This is a genomic window from Mycolicibacterium sp. ND9-15, from assembly GCF_035918395.1.
Classification (GTDB): domain Bacteria; phylum Actinomycetota; class Actinomycetes; order Mycobacteriales; family Mycobacteriaceae; genus Mycobacterium.
In genome coordinates, this window is record NZ_CP142362.1 from 56,848 (window position 1) to 72,496 (window position 15,649).

The window sequence follows — 15,649 nt, forward strand, 5'->3', positions numbered from 1 at the left end:
AGTCGCCCAGCGACCGTTACCGCGCCGAACTCACGTCTAGCGGCGCTGTTCGGCGCCGACGCGGGCGCCCGCGAGGGTGACCGCCGCCTCGCGCGCGGCGCTGGCCTCGTCCTCGGTCAGTGTGCGATCGGCGGCGCGGAAGCGCAGCGAGAAAGCCAACGACTTGCGGCCCGCGCCGATCTGCGGGCCGGTATAGACATCGAACAACCGGACATCCTCGAGTAGCGGCCCGGCGCCGGCCCGAACGGCGTCGACCACGTCGGCCGCGGCGACGTTCTCATCGACGACGAGGCTGATGTCCTGGAACACCGCGGGGAACGGCGACACCAACGGTGCCGGGAGCCTCTCGACGATGGGCACGGCGTCCAGATCCAGTTCGAGCGCGCAAGTCCGGTTGGGCAGACCCGACCTCTCGACGACCGCGGGGTGCAGTTCCCCGGCATGCCCGACGACGATGCCGCTCTCCCGGTCACCCAGGACCACCTCGGCGCAGCGGCCCGGATGCCACGGTAGGTACTGCGCGGGTCGCAAGTTCAACTCGACACCGGCCGCGCGTGCGATCACCCGTACCGCCTCGAACGCGTCGGCGGCTTGCGCCTGGCGGCCAGGACCCCACGGGCCCGTCGGCTCGCGCAGGCCCGCCAGTACGACGCCGACGTGCTGCGGCTGCCTGGGTAGCGATGCGTCCAGCGCCGCGATCTCGTCGCGGGTGGGCGGTCGGTCGGTCGGGATCCGCTCGGGGACGCCGATCTCCGACGCCGGCTCGACAACCTGTTGGATCGCGAACAGGGCGACATCGACGGTGCCGCGGGACACGTTGCGGCTCAATGCCTCCAGCAGACCCGGCAGTAGTGTGGTGGCCAGCTGCGGGCGATCGGACTCCAACGGGTTGAGCACGTTGGTCGTCGTCCGCCGGATGTCGTCCGCCGGCAGACCCCACTGGTCGAATACGCCCGCGGGCAGGAACGGGGTGGGCAGGACCTCCACGTAACCGTTGAGCCCCAACGACTTCCCGATTGCGCGGCGGCGCTTCTGCACCGGGCTCAGGCCGCGGCCGGCCGGAGCCAGCGGCAACACCGACGGGATCCTTTCCAGGTCCTCCAGGCGCAGCACCTCTTCGACGAGGTCGGCGGGCTGGCCCAGGTCGGGCCGCCAACTCGGCGGGGTGGCGGTCAGGTGCCCGTCGGCGACGACGACGTGCGCACCGATCTGGGTGAGCCGCCGCTCGGCGGTGCCCGCGGCGTACTCGACGCCGGCGGTGCGGCCAGGCAGGTCGATCGCCATCGTGACCGGGGGCAACGACCAGTCGTCCCGGGGTGGCTCACCGCGCCAGTCGGTCAGCGTGGGCTCGGCTGTGCCGTTGGCGATTTCGGCCAGCAGCGTGGCGCATCGGTCCAACGCGGCGACCGATATCGCGGGGTCGACGCTGCGCTCGTATCGCCGGCCGGCCTCGCTGTAGAGGCGAAGCCGACGCTGTGTACGCGATACGGCGGCCGGATCCCACACCGCGGCTTCGAGCAGCACGTCGGTGGTGCTCTCGCGTACTTCGGTGGTGCCCGCACCCATCACGCCGCCGATCGCGGCGGTCGCGGCGTCGTCGACGATCAGCACGTCGGTCGGGTCGAGGCGGCGCTCGACGTCGTCGAGGGTGACGACGGTCTCCCCCGGTCCGGCGAACCGCACGCGGAATCCGCCCTTGATCAGCGACCGGTCGTGGGCGTGCATCGGGTGGCCGAGTTCGAGCATCACGTAGTTGGTGACGTCCACCGCGGGCGAGATCGCCCGAATGCCGGACAGCAACAGTCGTCGCTGTAACCACCACGGCGACACCGCGGCCGGGTCGATGCCGCTCACCGGTCGCAACCCGAAGCGCAGCACGCCGGTGCCCCCGTCGATGGTCACCGGCAGCGCCTCACCCTGTGCGGGCAGGGGCGTGACGGCGGCGGGGTCGACGTAGTCGAGGTCGTAGGCGATCGCGATCTCGCGGGCCATGCCGCGCACCGACAGGCAGTAGCCGCGGTCGGGTGTGATCGCCAAGTGAAAGACGACGTCGTCGAGACCGAGCACCTCGGCTGCCGGTGTGCCCGGTTCGGCGGTGCCTGGCGGGAGCACCAGGATGCCGGAATGGTCGGTGCCGAGGTTGAGTTCGGCCGTCGAGCAGATCATCCCGTCGGAGATGCGGCCATAGGTCTTGCGGCTGGCGATTGTGAAGTCACCCGGCAGCACGGTACCGGGCAGCGCCGCCACGACCAGATCGCCGACAACGAAATTGGTTGCTCCGCAGACGATGTCACGCAACTCGGGCTCACCCACATCCACCTTGACGGCGCGGATCGGCTTCTTGAACTCGGTGAGCTCCTCGATCTCGGCCACCCGCCCGACGGTCAGCGGGCCCGTGACCGGTCCGACCGGGATGACCTCCTCGACCTCGTGACCGATGCGGATCAGCGTCTGCTCGAGTTCGTAGGGATCCACGTCCCAGCCCGGAGCGCCCGCCTGCACGACGTCGCGCAGCCAGCTGTACGGCAGCCGCATCAGGCTCCTACCCCGAACGGCAGCGAGAACCGCACGTCGCCCTCGACCATGTCGCGCATGTCCGGAATCCCGTTGCGGAATTGCAGCGTTCGCTCCAGACCCATACCGAAGGCGAACCCGGAGTAGATGTCGGGGTCGATCCCGCAGGCGCGCAACACATTCGGATTGACCATGCCGCAGCCGCCCCACTCGACCCAGCCCGGCCCGCCCTTCTTGTTCTCGAACCAGATGTCGACCTCGGCCGACGGCTCGGTGAACGGGAAGAAGTGCGGCCGGAAACGGGTGCGGCCGTGCGGGCCGAACTCAGAGCGGGCGAACGCGTCCAGCGTGCCGCGCAGATGCGCCATCGTGAGGCCCTTGTCCACGGCGAGGCCCTCGACCTGGTGGAACACCGGGGTGTGGGTGGCGTCGAGTTCGTCGGTGCGAAACGTGCGGCCGATCGAGACGATGTAGACCGGCAACTCGCGCTCGAGCAGCGTTCGGATCTGCACCGGCGAGGTGTGGGTACGCAGCACCTGCCGCGAACCCTCCGGCGCGATGTGGAACGTGTCCTGCTCGCTGCGCGCGGGGTGATCGGGCGGGAAGTTCAGGGCGTCGAAATTGAACTGCTCGGCCTCGACCTCGGGGCCCTCGGCCAACTCCCAGCCCATCGCGACGAACGTGTCGGCGATGCGCTCGCCCAGGATCGTGATCGGGTGCCGGGCGCCGATCGCCTGGCGGGTCGACGGCAGGGTCACGTCGATGCGCTCGGACACCAGCACCGCGGCATCGCGCTCCTCCCGAAGCGTCGCCAACCGCTCGTCATACGCGCGCTGCGCCGCTGCGCGGGCGACATTCACCCGCTTACCCGCATCGGCCCTCTCGGCCTTGGCCAGCGAGCCGAGCGACTGGCGTGCCGACGCGATCGGCGACCGGTCACCGAGATGCTCGGTCTTCGCGCGCGCGAGCGCATCGAGATCGCTCGCCACGTCGAACGCATGCCGAGCCGCACTGACCGCCTTGGTCAGCGTGTCATCCGATGAGGTTTCGACCTTTTCCCGGGGCTGATCAGCCACCCGGCGATCATAGGTGATGGCGCGACGGTGCCCTCGCGGCGGACCGATGGGTAGAAATGCCGACACAACAGCCGGACAACTTCGACCGTAAGCGCTACTGCGCCGTGTCCTAGTCGTCGGAGTGCTCGGCGTCCGACTGCCTGCGGGGGCTGAGGCGATACAGCGCGAGATCCTCTGGCATGCCCGCTACGCGCGGTGTGAACAATTGGCGCCGAACCCGTTTCGCCGTCACGTCGAGCGACTCAAAGTCCTCCTCGGATAGTCGTTCCAAGGTGGCCTGCGAGACCATGAGCTCGCCCCGGGTCGCACGTTCCATCACCCGCGCGGCGATGTTGACGTCGACGCCCAGCCAGTCCGAGCCGATCCGCTGCGGATGGCCGGTGTGCACCCCGACTCGCATCCGCGGTGTGTAGCCGTCGACGTCGACGGCTTTCACCGCCTCGCGCGCGGCGATCGCGGCCCGCACCGCCGTCGCTGGATCGTAGAACACCGCCATGAGGCCGTCGCCCATACGCTTGACGATGTGCCCGCCGGCTTCCAGCAAGGGCGGCTCGACAACCTGTGACACCCAGCGCAACAGCCGCAGTGTGGCCTCGTCGCCGGCGTTCAGCGACCACGCCGAGAAGCCGACCAGATCGGTGAAGACCAGCGTTGCCTCGCGATTGGCCGGCTTCCCCGACACGCGCTCGGTGAGCGCCTGCCACACCTGCAGCGCACCAAGGCTCACCTCACGGGTGGCGGCGTTTCGTTGCAGCAGCCGATCGGCGGCGCGGGCGGCCGCGCGCGGTCCGCCCACCCCGTCGGCCGACAGCGGGTCCCCGAACTCGGGATCACCGGGCAACGCGCGCCGCGTCCGTCGGAGAAACGCGATGACGCTCTCGTTGCGATTGGTGTCCTTCAGCCAGCCCAGCGGCCCGGTCGACCTCTCGAACGGCCCGACATCCACTCCTCAACCCTAGGCGGGCCGCGTGACACCGAGCAATCTCACGGTACGAAGTCGTCGTCCGAATGACGAAAGGGTGGGTGGCGAACCGGCTGGTCACAACGGTGTGGCGGCCGGATAGCCGCCGGATAACGTTGACCCGCGACGCGCCCGGCAAATCGTAGACAACGCCCGTTGTCAACATTATCGTGGGCCTTGACGCCGATTCAGCGAGGAATCAGATGACCGTGAGAACGACGAAGCTGCGACCGCAGGCCGACGCCGCGGGCACGACGGCGCATCCCCTGGGGCCCGACTCGCTGACATGGAAGTACTTCGGCGACCTGCGCACCGGCCTGCTGGGCGTGTGGATCGGCGCGATCCAGAACATGTATCCGGAATTGGGCGCAGGCGTCGAGGACCATTCGATCCTGCTGCGCGAGCCGTTGCAGCGCGTCGCCCGCTCGGTGTACCCGATCATGGGCGTGGTCTACGACGGCGAGCGCGCCGCGCAGACCGGCGAGCAGATCAAGAGCTACCACACCACGATCAAGGGTGTCGACGCCGCCGGCCGTCGCTACCACGCGCTCAACCCGGAGACGTTCTACTGGGCGCACGCCACCTTCTTCATGCTGATCATCAAGACCGCCGAGTACTTCTGCGGTGGGCTGACCGAAGCCGAGAAGCGCCAGTTGTTCGACGAGCACGTGCAGTGGTATCGGATGTACGGCATGAGCATGCGCCCGGTGCCGGAGAGCTGGGAGGCGTTCTGCGAGTACTGGGACCGCAAGTGCCGCGAGGAGTTGGAGATCAACCGCGCCACGCTGGACATCTTCTCGATCCGTATCCCCAAGCCGTGGTTCGTGTTGATGCCCACCGGTATCTGGGATCAGATCTTCAAGCCGATGGTCGGCGCTCAGCGCTGGATCGCGGCCGGCTTGTTCGACGAGGCGCTGCGCGAGAAGGCCAACATGCGGTGGACGCCCGGCGACGAGGTTCTTCTGCGCCTGTTCGGGAAGCTGGTCGAGTTGTCGTTCGTTGCGGTGCCCGACGAAATCCGCTTACATCCAAGGGCTTTGACCGCGTATCGACGTGCCCAGGGCAGACTTCCCGCGGACGCCCCGTTGGCCGAGGCGCCGGGGTTCATGGCACCGCCGAGCGACCGGCGCGGCCTGCCGATGCACTACGTGCCGCCCCGCAGGTCGCTGCTCGACCGGGCGGGCTCGCTGGTGCACACCACGTTCTCTTTGGCGGGGCTGCGTCCGGCCCGCGGCCGCCATAAGGCAGCCTGAGTGCATGATCGAATGGTCTGATGTCGATCTCGCCGTGCGCGATGCAGTGCGCGAGTTCGTCGATAAGGAAATCCGCCCGCACGTCGACGCGCTGGAAAGCGGCGAGATGGAGCCCTACCCCATCATCCGCAAACTGTTCGCGACGTTCGGAATCACCGACATGGCCCGGGAGTCGCTGAACAAGCGGCTCGCGCGGCTGCGTGACGGCGGCGGCTCGCCGGAGAAATCCTCGGGTGGTGGCGGCATGTTCGGTGAGGGCTCCGGCGGCATGGGCTTCGTCGTCGTCAGCGAGCTGTGCCGGGTGTCGATGGGTATCGTCACCGGGATGGGGGTCAGCCTCGGCCTGACGGTCCCGACGATCATGAGCCGCGGCACGCTGGCCCAGCAGGAACGCTGGCTGCCGGACCTGGTGACCTACGACAAGGTGGGCGCGTGGGCGATCACCGAGCCCGATTCGGGTTCCGACGCGTTCGGCGGCATGAAGTCCTACGTCGTGCGCGATGGTGACGACTACACCCTCAGCGGCCAGAAGACGTTCATCACCAACGGACCCGACGCCGACGTGGTGGTGGTGTACGCGAAGCTGGACGAAGGCGACCCCAGCGTCGACAAGCGCGACCGCAAGGTGCTGACCTTCGTGCTCGACCGCGGGATGGAGGGCTTCGTGCAGTCGAAGCCGTTCCGCAAGATGGGGATTCACAGTTCGCGCACCGGCGAGTTGTTCTTCAACAACGTCCGGCTGGGCCGCGACCGACTACTGGGCGAAACCGAGGACAGCGCCGGCGGTGATGGCCGTGCCAGCGCGCGGTCCAGCTTCTCCACCGAACGCATCGGCGTCGCCGCGATGGCGCTGGGCGTGATCGAGGAGTGCCTGCGACTCAGCGTCGACTACGCCAAGAACCGCAGGCTGTGGGGGCAGGAGATCGGGCAGTTCCAGCTCATTCAGCTCAAGTTGGCGAACATGGAAGTCGCGCGGATGAATGTGCGCAACATTTTGTTTCGGGTGATCGAGGCGGCGCAGACCGGAACGCCGATCTCGCTACCCGAGGCGTCGGCGATCAAGTGGTACTGCTCGCAGGCCGCGACCGACGTCGCGATGGACGCGGTGCAGTTGTTCGGCGGCAACGGCTACATGACCGAGTACCGCGTCGAACAGTTGGCGCGCGATGCCAAGTCACTGATGATCTACGCCGGCAGCAACGAGGTGCAGATCACCCACGTCGCACGGGGCCTGCTCAACGGCAGTTGAGCCACAGTTAGGCCGCCGGGAAATCCGGGTGGGTGCTGGCATGCCCACCTCTGCGCGACAATTCAGCGACTTCGTCGTGCAATGCGCGGACCCGCTTGAAGATCCGGTACTCGGTGGCTCTGGGCATGCTCCCGGGCGGTACCTACCGCGCCGGAACCGGATGACGCGTCCGCGCGCCCGTTCCCACCGCAGAGCGTCCGACACGCGTTTCGACGCGCGTCCGACGGTGCGGAAGCCGTGGTAGGCCAGCGCATCGACCAGTTCGTCGACAGTGGCCGGACCGTACTCGAGCAGGTAGGCGGTGAGCAGGTACCGCAACTCGGTTCCGCTCACCTCCAGCGATGGGTTCATGCCCGAACGATGGCATGCCGGTACGACACCGCCGCGCCTGTCGCTGGATTGTCGCTCAGAGGCGGGCGGCTGCTCTACGCGGTCAAGCCCGGCGGTGCGCCCGCGCGCTCTGGTACAGACAGATCGCCGCGGCCGATGCCACATTGAGGCTTTCCGCGCGGCCAGGCATCGGGATGTGCACCCGGTGACCGGCGCGGCCCGCCAGATCCGCGGGCAGACCGTGCGCTTCGGGCCCGAACAGCCACGCCGTGGGTGCGGCCAGGCCGGCCTCATCCAGCGACAACTCACCATCGACCGTGGCGGCGAGCACTTGCAGGCCGACCGCGCGCAACGCGTCGATCACGGCTACGGCGTCGGGTTCGACCAGCACCGGGAGGGAGAAGATGCTCCCCGCCGACGCCCTCAGACATTTCCCGTTGTAGGGATCGACGCTGTGCCCGGCCAACACCACCGCGTCAGCGCCCATCGCGTCGGCGACGCGGATCAACGTTCCAGCGTTCCCCGGTTCGGAGATCTCGACCGCGACCGCCACCAACCGCGGGGAGGCGGCCAGCACGTCGCGCAGCGTGGTCTGCGGAGCCGAGCAGACCGCGACCAACCCGACCGGAGTGACCGTCTCCGACAGCGCTTTAGCGGCACGCTCGGTTACCAGATGCACCGGCGCGTCGCCCAGCATCGAGCCGAATCGGTCCAGTGCGGCTTCGGTGACGAACACTTCGGATACGAGTCCGCGCCGCAAGGCTGCCTCGACGAGGTTGGGCCCCTCGGCAAGGAAGCGCGCGGCGCGGCGTCGTCCAACGTGACGGTGCAGCTTGACCGCTGCAGCCACCCGGGCGGAGCGTTCGGTGAGCGTCAGGCAGCCTCGCCCGACGGCGCATTCACATCAGCGGGCAGCGCACCCTTGGCGACCTCGACCAACGCGGTGAACGCGGCTGGATCGCTGACGGCGATCTCGGCGAGGTTCTTGCGGTCCACCTCGACCCCGGCGGCCTTCAGGCCCTGGATCAACCGGTTGTAGGTGATGTCGTTGGCTCGGGCCGCGGCGTTGATCCGCGAGATCCACAGCTTGCGGAATTCACCCTTGCGGGCCCGGCGGTCGCGGTAGGCGTAGTTGAGCGAATGCAGCTGCTGTTCTTTGGCCTTGCGGTAGAGGCGCGACCGCTGGCCGCGGTAACCCTTGGAGGCCTTGAGAATTGTGCGCCGCTTCTTCTGAGCGTTGACTGCGCGCTTGACGCGTGCCATGAGATTGTCCTTCGTTCAGGTCGTACGAGACGAGTCGATCAGCCGTTCAGCATCTTCTTGACGCGGGCGACGTCGTTGGCCGACACCGTGGTGCGGCCGTCAAGACGCCTGGTCCGCTTGCTCGGCTTGTGCTCGAGCAAGTGCCGACGGTTGGCCTTCTGGCGCACGATCTTGCCGGTTCCGGTGCGGCGGAACCGCTTCGAAGCGCCGCTGTGGGTCTTCGCCTTGGGCATATGTCCTCTGCTCTGTTGTTCTAACTGGTTGTGTCGGGTGCGGGGGCCGGTGCTGCCGAGCCTTCGGCTTGCTGGGCCGCCTTGGCGCGAGTCTTCGCGCCACGATGCGGGGCCAGCACCATCGTCATGTTGCGACCATCCTGCTTGGCGGAGGTCTCGACGAAGCCGTAGTCGGCGACGTCGGCACCCAGCCGCTGCAAGAGGCGGTAGCCCAACTCCGGGCGCGACTGCTCGCGGCCGCGGAACATGATCGTCACCTTGACCTTCGACCCCGCCTCCAGGAAGCGGATCACGTGACCCTTCTTGGTCTCGTAGTCGTGAGGGTCGATCTTGGGACGAAGTTTCTGTTCCTTGACGACGGTCTGCTGCTGGTTCTTGCGAGACTCGCGCGCCTTCTGAGCCGTCTCGTATTTGAACTTTCCGTAGTCCATGATCTTGCAGACCGGTGGTTTGGCATCCGGCGCTACTTCGACGAGATCGAGATCGGCATCCGCGGCGACGCGGAGGGCATCTTCGATGCGAACGATGCCTACCTGTTCACCGCCCGGTCCGATCAGGCGGACTTCAGGTACGCGGATACGCTCGTTGACGCGGGTCTCAGTGCTGATGGGGCCTCCTATTGTTGTCCTCTAGGAGCCCACTCCATCAGCGTGCTGCTCAATCGAACAGAAAAGCCCTGCTCAAAGCAGGGCCCACAGCCGACCAGGACAGGCATCGGATGCCTGTGACCGGACCGCTGAGCCTTCGGGGAATTCCTGTGGCCAGCGGTGGGAGGGGGACTCCACTTGCTGTCCCTGGCGTTTGCCGGGACGGTCGCGCATGCCAGTCTATCAGGCATGACCGATGCGCCTAACACTGGTGATCTGCACGGCTCGGCCGTGCGCGAGCTCGCCGACATCCCGGCCGTCGAGGTGATCACCCGGTCGGCCGTCATGTTGATGAGTGCCGCCGCGGAGAAGCTAGGGCTGTCGGCCGAGAATCCGGACGACAGCCCGTACCGGGACCTCGACGAGGCGCGCAGGTTGATCACGGCGCTGGCCGGCTTGATCACCGCGGCCGCCGAGTATCTCGGACCGCACGCCGGACCGGTGCGCGACGGGCTCAAGACGCTGCAGTTGGCGTTCCGCGAAGCCAGCGCATCGCCCGACGAACCCGGCCAGGGCCCCGGCGAGAAATACACCGGCCCCGTCTGGTCGTGAGTCACCACCCATTTCACAGCTCAACCGAATAATGTCGCGGCCTATGACCGTCGTAGTGGCGCCGGCCACCCGCCGCAGGTCGAGGCACCGATGGGTACCCGCGGCGGCGGGCTGGACCGTCGGCATCATCGCCACGCTCTCGTTGATGGCGAGCGTCTCGCCGTTCGTGCGGTCGGTCATCAGGGTCCCGCGCGAGTTCGTCAACGACTACATCTTCAACTTCCCCGACACCAGCTTCGCGTGGGCGTTCGTGCTGGCGCTGTTGGCGGCGGCCCTGGCGGCGCGCAAGCGCATCGCCTGGTGGATTCTCGTCGGCTACATGGTGGCCGCGATCGGCTGGAACGTCGGCGGCTTGGTCACCGGCGATGAGTCGGTGATGCAGGACATCGGCGAGATCGTCGGCATCGGGTTCCATCTCGCCGCGATCCTGTTCTTGCTCCTGGCGCGGGGTGAGTTCTGGGCGAAGGTGCGCCGCGGGGCGCTGGTCAAGGCGGCGGGCGCGCTGGTCGCCGGCATGGCGATCGGCACCGCGATCGGGTGGGGACTGCTCGAACTGTTCCCCGGCTCGCTGGCCCGCGAGGACCGGTTCTGGTACGCGCTGAACCGGGTGAGCGCGTTCGCCGGCGCGGATTCGTCGAACTTCTCCGGGCATCCGCACGTACTGGTCAACACGCTGCTCGGGCTGTTCGGGGCGCTGGCCCTGATGGTCGCGGCGATCGTGCTCTTCCAATCCCAGCGGGCAGAGAACGCGCTCACCGGCGAGGACGAGTCCGCGCTGCGCGGGCTGTTGGAGTTGTTCGGCAAGAACGACTCGCTGGGCTATTTCGCGACGCGGCGCGACAAGGCGGTGGTATTCGCACCCAACGGACGGGCCGCCATCACCTACCGCGTGGAGGTCGGTGTCTGCTTGGCCAGCGGGGATCCGGTGGGTGACCCGAAGGCATGGCCGGCGGCTATCGAGGCGTGGCTCGAGTTGTGTGAGACCTATGGGTGGGCCCCGGGCGTGATGGGGGCCAGCTCCGCGGGGGCGGAGGCGTTCCGTGAAGCGGGACTCAACGCCCTGCAGCTCGGCGACGAAGCGATCCTGTACCCGGACAACTTCCGGCTCTCCGGGCCGGAAATGCGCGCGGTCCGCCAGGCGGTGACGCGGGCCCGGCGGGCGGGGGCCGTCGTCCGGATCCGCAGGCACCGCGACCTCAGTGCCGAGGAGATGGCCGAGGTCATCGCCCGGGCCGACGCCTGGCGCGACACCGACGACGAGCGCGGGTTCTCAATGGCGTTGGGCAGGCTCGGCGATCCGGCGGACGGCGACTGCCTTCTGGTGGAGGCGGTCCAAGATGATGTCGGGGGGTCGGGCGGGAATGATCATGTGGTCGCGATGCTGTCATTGGTGCCGTGGGGTGCCAACGGCGCCTCACTGGACCTGATGCGCCGCTCCCCCCAATCCCCGAACGGCACCATCGAGCTCATGGTCAGCGAACTGTGCATGCAGGCCGAAGCCATTGGCATTACCAGGGTTTCGTTGAACTTCGCCATGTTTCGCTCGGCGTTCGAGCAGGGCGCACAGCTCGGTGCGGGCCCGATCGCGCGGCTGTGGCGCAGCTTGCTCGTGTTCTTCTCGCGATGGTGGCAGCTCGAGACGCTGTATCGCTCGAACATGAAGTACCAACCGCAATGGGTGCCGCGCTACGCCTGCTATGAGGACGCCCGCCTGGTGCCCCGGGTCGGTGTGGCCTCGGTGATCGCCGAAGGCTTTCTGGTGCTGCCGTTTTCGCGACGTCACGAGCAGCCGCACACTGGCCATCACACCGCGGTGCCACAGAACCTGATGGCGACCGGACTGCTGCATCACGATGGCACCGCCCCCGACATCAGTGGCCTGGCCGCAGATTTGCCCGACGGCGACGAGCCACGGCTGCCGGAACAGGTTCGAGTGCGCATGGCCAAGCTCAAGGCGTTGCAGGACAGCGGAATCGAGGCCTACCCCGTCGGCAGGGAGCCGTCGCACTCCATCGCCGCGGCGATCAAAGCAGACGACGATGTTTCGGTGACGGTGGCGGGCCGGGTGCTGCGCAGCCGGGACTACGGGGGTGTGCTGTTCGCCCAGTTGCGTGACTGGTCCGGTGAAGTTCAACTCCTGCTGGACAATTCCCTGCTGGAATCGACAACGACGGCCGACTTCACCCGCGCCATCGATCTCGGTGATCTCATCGAGGTGTCCGGGACGATGGGGTACAGCAAGAAGGGCACCCGCTCGCTGCTCGCGCATGACTGGCGGCTGATCGGCAAGTGTCTGCGTCCGCTACCGGACAAGTGGAAGGGATTGACCGACCAGGAAGCCCGGGTACGTGCCCGCTACGTCGACCTGGCGATCAACACCGAGGCTCGCGACCTGATCCGCACCCGAAGCGCGGTGCTGCAGGCGATTCGGGAGACGTTGGTCGGCAAGGGTTTCCTCGAGGTCGAGACGCCGATCCTGCAGCAGATCCACGGCGGTGCCAACGCACGGCCGTTTCTCACCCACATCAACGCCTACGACCTGGACCTCTACCTGCGCATCGCTCCCGAGCTGTACCTCAAACGGTTATGCGTCGGCGGGGTCGAGCGGGTCTTCGAACTGGGCCGAGCGTTTCGCAACGAGGGCGTGGACTTCAGCCACAACCCCGAGTTCACGATGTTGGAGGCGTATCAGGCACACGCGGACTACCACGTGTGGATCGACGGCTGCCGTGAGCTGATCCAGAACGCGGCCGAAGCCGCCAACGGCGCGCACGTGTTCTACCGGGCGCGCGAAGGCGGCGGGTTGGAGCCCGTCGACATTTCCGGCCGGTGGACCGTCAAGACCGTGCACGGCGCGGTGTCGGAGGCGCTCGGCGAGGAGATCGGTCCGGAGACCGACCTGCCGATGCTGCGCAAGCTGTGCGACGCCGCCGGCATCCCGTACCTGACGCATTGGGACGCTGGCGCGGTGGTGCTCGAACTCTACGAGCGGCTGGTCGAGGATCGCACCGAAGAGCCGACGTTCTACAAGGACTTCCCGACGTCGGTATCGCCGCTGACACGTCCGCACCGCAGCATTCCCGGCGTCGCCGAACGCTGGGACCTGGTGGCGTGGGGCGTCGAGCTCGGCACCGCCTACAGCGAACTCACCGATCCGGTCGAGCAGCGCCGCCGGCTGCAGGAGCAGTCGCTACTCGCGGCCGGAGGCGACCCGGAGGCGATGGAACTCGACGAGGACTTCCTGCGGGCGATGGAGTACGCGATGCCGCCGACGGGCGGGCTCGGAATGGGCGTGGATCGCGTCGTCATGCTGATCACAGGCCGCAGCATCCGCGAGACGCTGCCGTTCCCGCTGGCCAAACCGCGGTAGCGCGATGGCCTGGTTCCATGCGATGTTCGCCCGGCACTCCAATCCCTGGAGTGCGTGGAGCCGTTGGGCGACAACACCATTGGTGCTGGTGCCGGCGTGGACCCGGCGCTGGGACCAGGCGGCGCTGGTCGCGGCGTGGTTCGCGGTCAACCCGGTGCTGTTCGGCCGGCCCGCCGACGATCGGGCCTGGGCCACCCGCGCCATGCTGGGTGAGGAGTTGTGGATTCGCCGCCTCCCCCGCGATGGGGCGATGGTCGTCAGTGTGGCGGCCGGCGCCGCCCAGGCCACCGCCATCGTCGCCGCCTGGCGGCACCACGGGCGCGTCGCAGCCGTCGCGACCGCGGTACAGATGGGTCTGACCTTGGTGTACTGGCGGCAGATGGCCGGGTATCTGGCCGCCGCTTCCGGGGGCCGCTTCCGCTGAGCGGACCTCGTTGACAGGTATTTCACAGCCCACCGCAAGTATCAGCCGTCACCCTGAGGATCGTGACGTTGGCGACACTGGCCCATTCGCTACGTGCGCATCTCTCGTTGACGCACGGCTGGATTCCTACGACCGTGCAAGTGGTCGCGGCGATCGCACTGGTCGCGGCGATTGGATGGCGTACCCGCCACTGGCGGCTGGTCTGGGTGCCTTGGGCGGCGCTGTGCGGCGTTGCGCTGGCGGCGGCGACGTACTGGTACGTCGGGTCGGAAGGGCTCGCGGGTAACCCGGCACCACGCTCGCTCTGGGCGTGGATAGGGCTGTCGGGTGTGGCCGGCGCCGTCCTGGTCGCGGGCTGGCGAGGAGCACGCTGGTGGCGCCGTGGCGTCTCGGTGATGGCGCTGCCGCTGTGCCTGCTGTCCGTGGCGCTGGCCGTGAACGTGTGGGTGGGTTACGTCCCGACCGTGCAGGCCGCGTGGAACCAACTGACCGCAGGCCCGCTGCCCGATCAGACCGACGCGGTGACCATGCTCGCGATGCAGCAGCGGCATCACATCCCAGCCAGGGGCACCGTCGTGCCGGTCGACATCGGCAACACGGCATCGGGCTTTCGGCACCGCGGTGAACTCGTCTACCTGCCACCGGCGTGGTACGGGACCAATCCGCCGCCAACGCTCCCGGCCGTGATGATGATCGGCGGCGAGTTCAACACGCCGGCCGACTGGGTGCGTGCCGGCAATGCGGTCACCACGGCAGACGAGTTCGCCGCCGCGCACCGCGGCAACGCTCCCGTGTTGGTCTTCGTCGACGCCGGCGGAACCTTCAACAACGACACAGAATGCGTGAACGGCCGGCGCGGCAACGCCGCCGATCACCTCACCAGAGATGTTGTGCCGTACATGGTCTCGAGGTTCAAGGTGAGCGCCAACCGGCGCAACTGGGGCATCGTCGGCTGGTCCATGGGCGGCACCTGCGCCGTCGACCTGGCCGTGATGCATCCCGAAACCTTCAGCGCTTTCGACGACATCGCCGGAGACCTCAGCCCGAACTCCGGCACCCGGGAACAGACCATCGACCGTCTGTTCGACGGTAACCCCGCGGCCTACGCGTCCTTCGATCCGACGACCGTCATCAACCGCCATGGCCGCTACTCCGGCGTCACCGGACGGTTCGACGTCAACACCGTGGACGCGGCCCCGCAGACCGACGCGGCCAATTCCTTGTGCAGCCTGGGGAAGGTCAACGGCATCAGCTGCGCCGTCGTGGTCGAGCCGGGCAAACACGACTGGCCATACGCAGCGCGCGCTTTCGCGGCCGCGCTGCCGTGGCTGGCGGGCCAACTCGGCACCCCGGGTGTCGCACCCGACCCGGCGTCCGCTGTCACGTCACAGGTGCCGCCGGTTCGGCAGACCGCCGCGCACTAGCGGGTAGCGTGAGCGATATGTCGGACGAGCCGACTCCGGAACAGGAGCAGGAACCCGCGCTCGACGCCGAGGTCGTCGAGCCCAAACGCGGCGCGACCACGCCCGTGGAGCCGGTGGACACGGGGTACACCCCCGGCGGTGTCCCTACTTTCGACGGGGTGCGGGAGAAGATCGAAACCCGTTATGGCGCCGCGGTCGGTGCCTCCGAACTCGCAGCCGAGACGCCCGAAGGGCGCAGTGTCGCCGAGCAGTACGAGGAGCGTGAGCGTGCGGCCGCCGAGCGATTGGCGCAGATCCGCGAGCAGATGCGCAAACAGTCCGGCGAATCTCAGTAGTCCGACGAGATCTTCGAC

Annotated in this window: 14 protein-coding genes; 7 read left to right on the plus strand and 7 right to left on the minus strand. The window is 67.9% G+C overall.

Features of this window, described 5'->3' with window-relative positions; translation table 11 throughout:
* Window positions 1-36: 36 nt before the first annotated feature.
* The 3 genes from pheT to QGN32_RS00280 form a co-directional block, all read right to left on the minus strand.
* Window positions 37-2,535 (minus strand): phenylalanine--tRNA ligase subunit beta, encoded by a 2,499-nt coding sequence (pheT, locus tag QGN32_RS00270; RefSeq protein ID WP_326546716.1) that lies wholly within the window; start codon window positions 2,533-2,535, stop codon window positions 37-39.
* Entirely contained in the window at window positions 2,535-3,590 is a 1,056-nt protein-coding gene (pheS, locus tag QGN32_RS00275) for a phenylalanine--tRNA ligase subunit alpha (protein WP_326546717.1), read from the minus strand. The genes pheT and pheS overlap by 1 nt, the downstream gene beginning before the upstream one ends.
* Window positions 3,591-3,699: 109 nt before the next feature.
* The gene (locus tag QGN32_RS00280) at window positions 3,700-4,536 is read right to left on the minus strand and encodes an adenylate/guanylate cyclase domain-containing protein (RefSeq protein WP_326546718.1); all 837 of its coding nucleotides are present in this window, start codon (window positions 4,534-4,536) and stop codon (window positions 3,700-3,702) included.
* A 218-nt stretch (window positions 4,537-4,754) separates the two neighbouring features.
* Here QGN32_RS00280 and QGN32_RS00285 point away from each other — a divergent pair, with 218 nt between their 5' ends.
* Both QGN32_RS00285 and QGN32_RS00290 read left to right on the plus strand, forming a co-directional pair.
* On the plus strand, window positions 4,755-5,804 hold the full coding sequence (locus QGN32_RS00285) for an oxygenase MpaB family protein (protein WP_326546719.1): 1,050 nt from the start codon (window positions 4,755-4,757) through the stop codon (window positions 5,802-5,804).
* Between the two features lie 4 nt (window positions 5,805-5,808).
* A complete protein-coding gene (locus tag QGN32_RS00290) occupies window positions 5,809-7,053 on the plus strand; it encodes an acyl-CoA dehydrogenase family protein (RefSeq protein ID WP_326546720.1) in 1,245 nt (414 codons plus the stop codon).
* Between the two features lie 433 nt (window positions 7,054-7,486).
* Here QGN32_RS00290 and QGN32_RS00300 read toward each other — a convergent pair whose 3' ends face one another.
* From QGN32_RS00300 to infC, 4 genes are read right to left on the minus strand one after another with little or no spacing between them, the layout of a single operon-like run.
* Window positions 7,487-8,233, minus strand: a complete 747-nt coding sequence (locus QGN32_RS00300; RefSeq protein WP_326546721.1) for a TrmH family RNA methyltransferase — start codon at window positions 8,231-8,233, stop codon at window positions 7,487-7,489.
* Window positions 8,234-8,256: 23 nt separating this feature from the next.
* Window positions 8,257-8,646, minus strand: coding sequence for a 50S ribosomal protein L20 (gene rplT / locus QGN32_RS00305; protein ID WP_064395676.1), 390 nt, complete (start codon window positions 8,644-8,646; stop codon window positions 8,257-8,259).
* 38 nt (window positions 8,647-8,684) lie between these two features.
* Window positions 8,685-8,879 (minus strand): 50S ribosomal protein L35, encoded by a 195-nt coding sequence (rpmI, locus tag QGN32_RS00310; RefSeq protein WP_326546722.1) that lies wholly within the window; start codon window positions 8,877-8,879, stop codon window positions 8,685-8,687.
* A 20-nt stretch (window positions 8,880-8,899) separates the two neighbouring features.
* Window positions 8,900-9,499, minus strand: coding sequence for a translation initiation factor IF-3 (gene infC, locus QGN32_RS00315; protein ID WP_326548857.1), 600 nt, complete (start codon window positions 9,497-9,499; stop codon window positions 8,900-8,902).
* Window positions 9,500-9,715: 216 nt separating this feature from the next.
* Here infC and QGN32_RS00320 point away from each other — a divergent pair, with 216 nt between their 5' ends.
* The 5 genes from QGN32_RS00320 (at window position 9,716) to QGN32_RS00340 (ending at window position 15,631) form a co-directional block, all read left to right on the plus strand.
* Window positions 9,716-10,078 carry a DUF1844 domain-containing protein gene (locus tag QGN32_RS00320; protein ID WP_326546723.1) on the plus strand — a complete coding sequence of 121 codons (363 nt, stop codon included), beginning with the start codon at window positions 9,716-9,718 and terminating at the stop codon, window positions 10,076-10,078.
* A gap of 43 nt (window positions 10,079-10,121) precedes the next feature.
* Window positions 10,122-13,448 (plus strand): bifunctional lysylphosphatidylglycerol synthetase/lysine--tRNA ligase LysX, encoded by a 3,327-nt coding sequence (gene lysX / locus QGN32_RS00325; RefSeq protein WP_326546724.1) that lies wholly within the window; start codon window positions 10,122-10,124, stop codon window positions 13,446-13,448.
* Between the two features lie 79 nt (window positions 13,449-13,527).
* Window positions 13,528-13,872, plus strand: a complete 345-nt coding sequence (locus tag QGN32_RS00330; RefSeq protein ID WP_326548858.1) for a hypothetical protein — start codon at window positions 13,528-13,530, stop codon at window positions 13,870-13,872.
* Between the two features lie 53 nt (window positions 13,873-13,925).
* Window positions 13,926-15,296 carry an alpha/beta hydrolase gene (locus tag QGN32_RS00335; RefSeq protein WP_442791808.1) on the plus strand — a complete coding sequence of 457 codons (1,371 nt, stop codon included), beginning with the start codon at window positions 13,926-13,928 and terminating at the stop codon, window positions 15,294-15,296.
* 17 nt (window positions 15,297-15,313) lie between these two features.
* Window positions 15,314-15,631 carry a hypothetical protein gene (locus QGN32_RS00340; protein ID WP_326546726.1) on the plus strand — a complete coding sequence of 106 codons (318 nt, stop codon included), beginning with the start codon at window positions 15,314-15,316 and terminating at the stop codon, window positions 15,629-15,631.
* The last annotated feature ends 18 nt before the right edge of the window (window positions 15,632-15,649 follow it).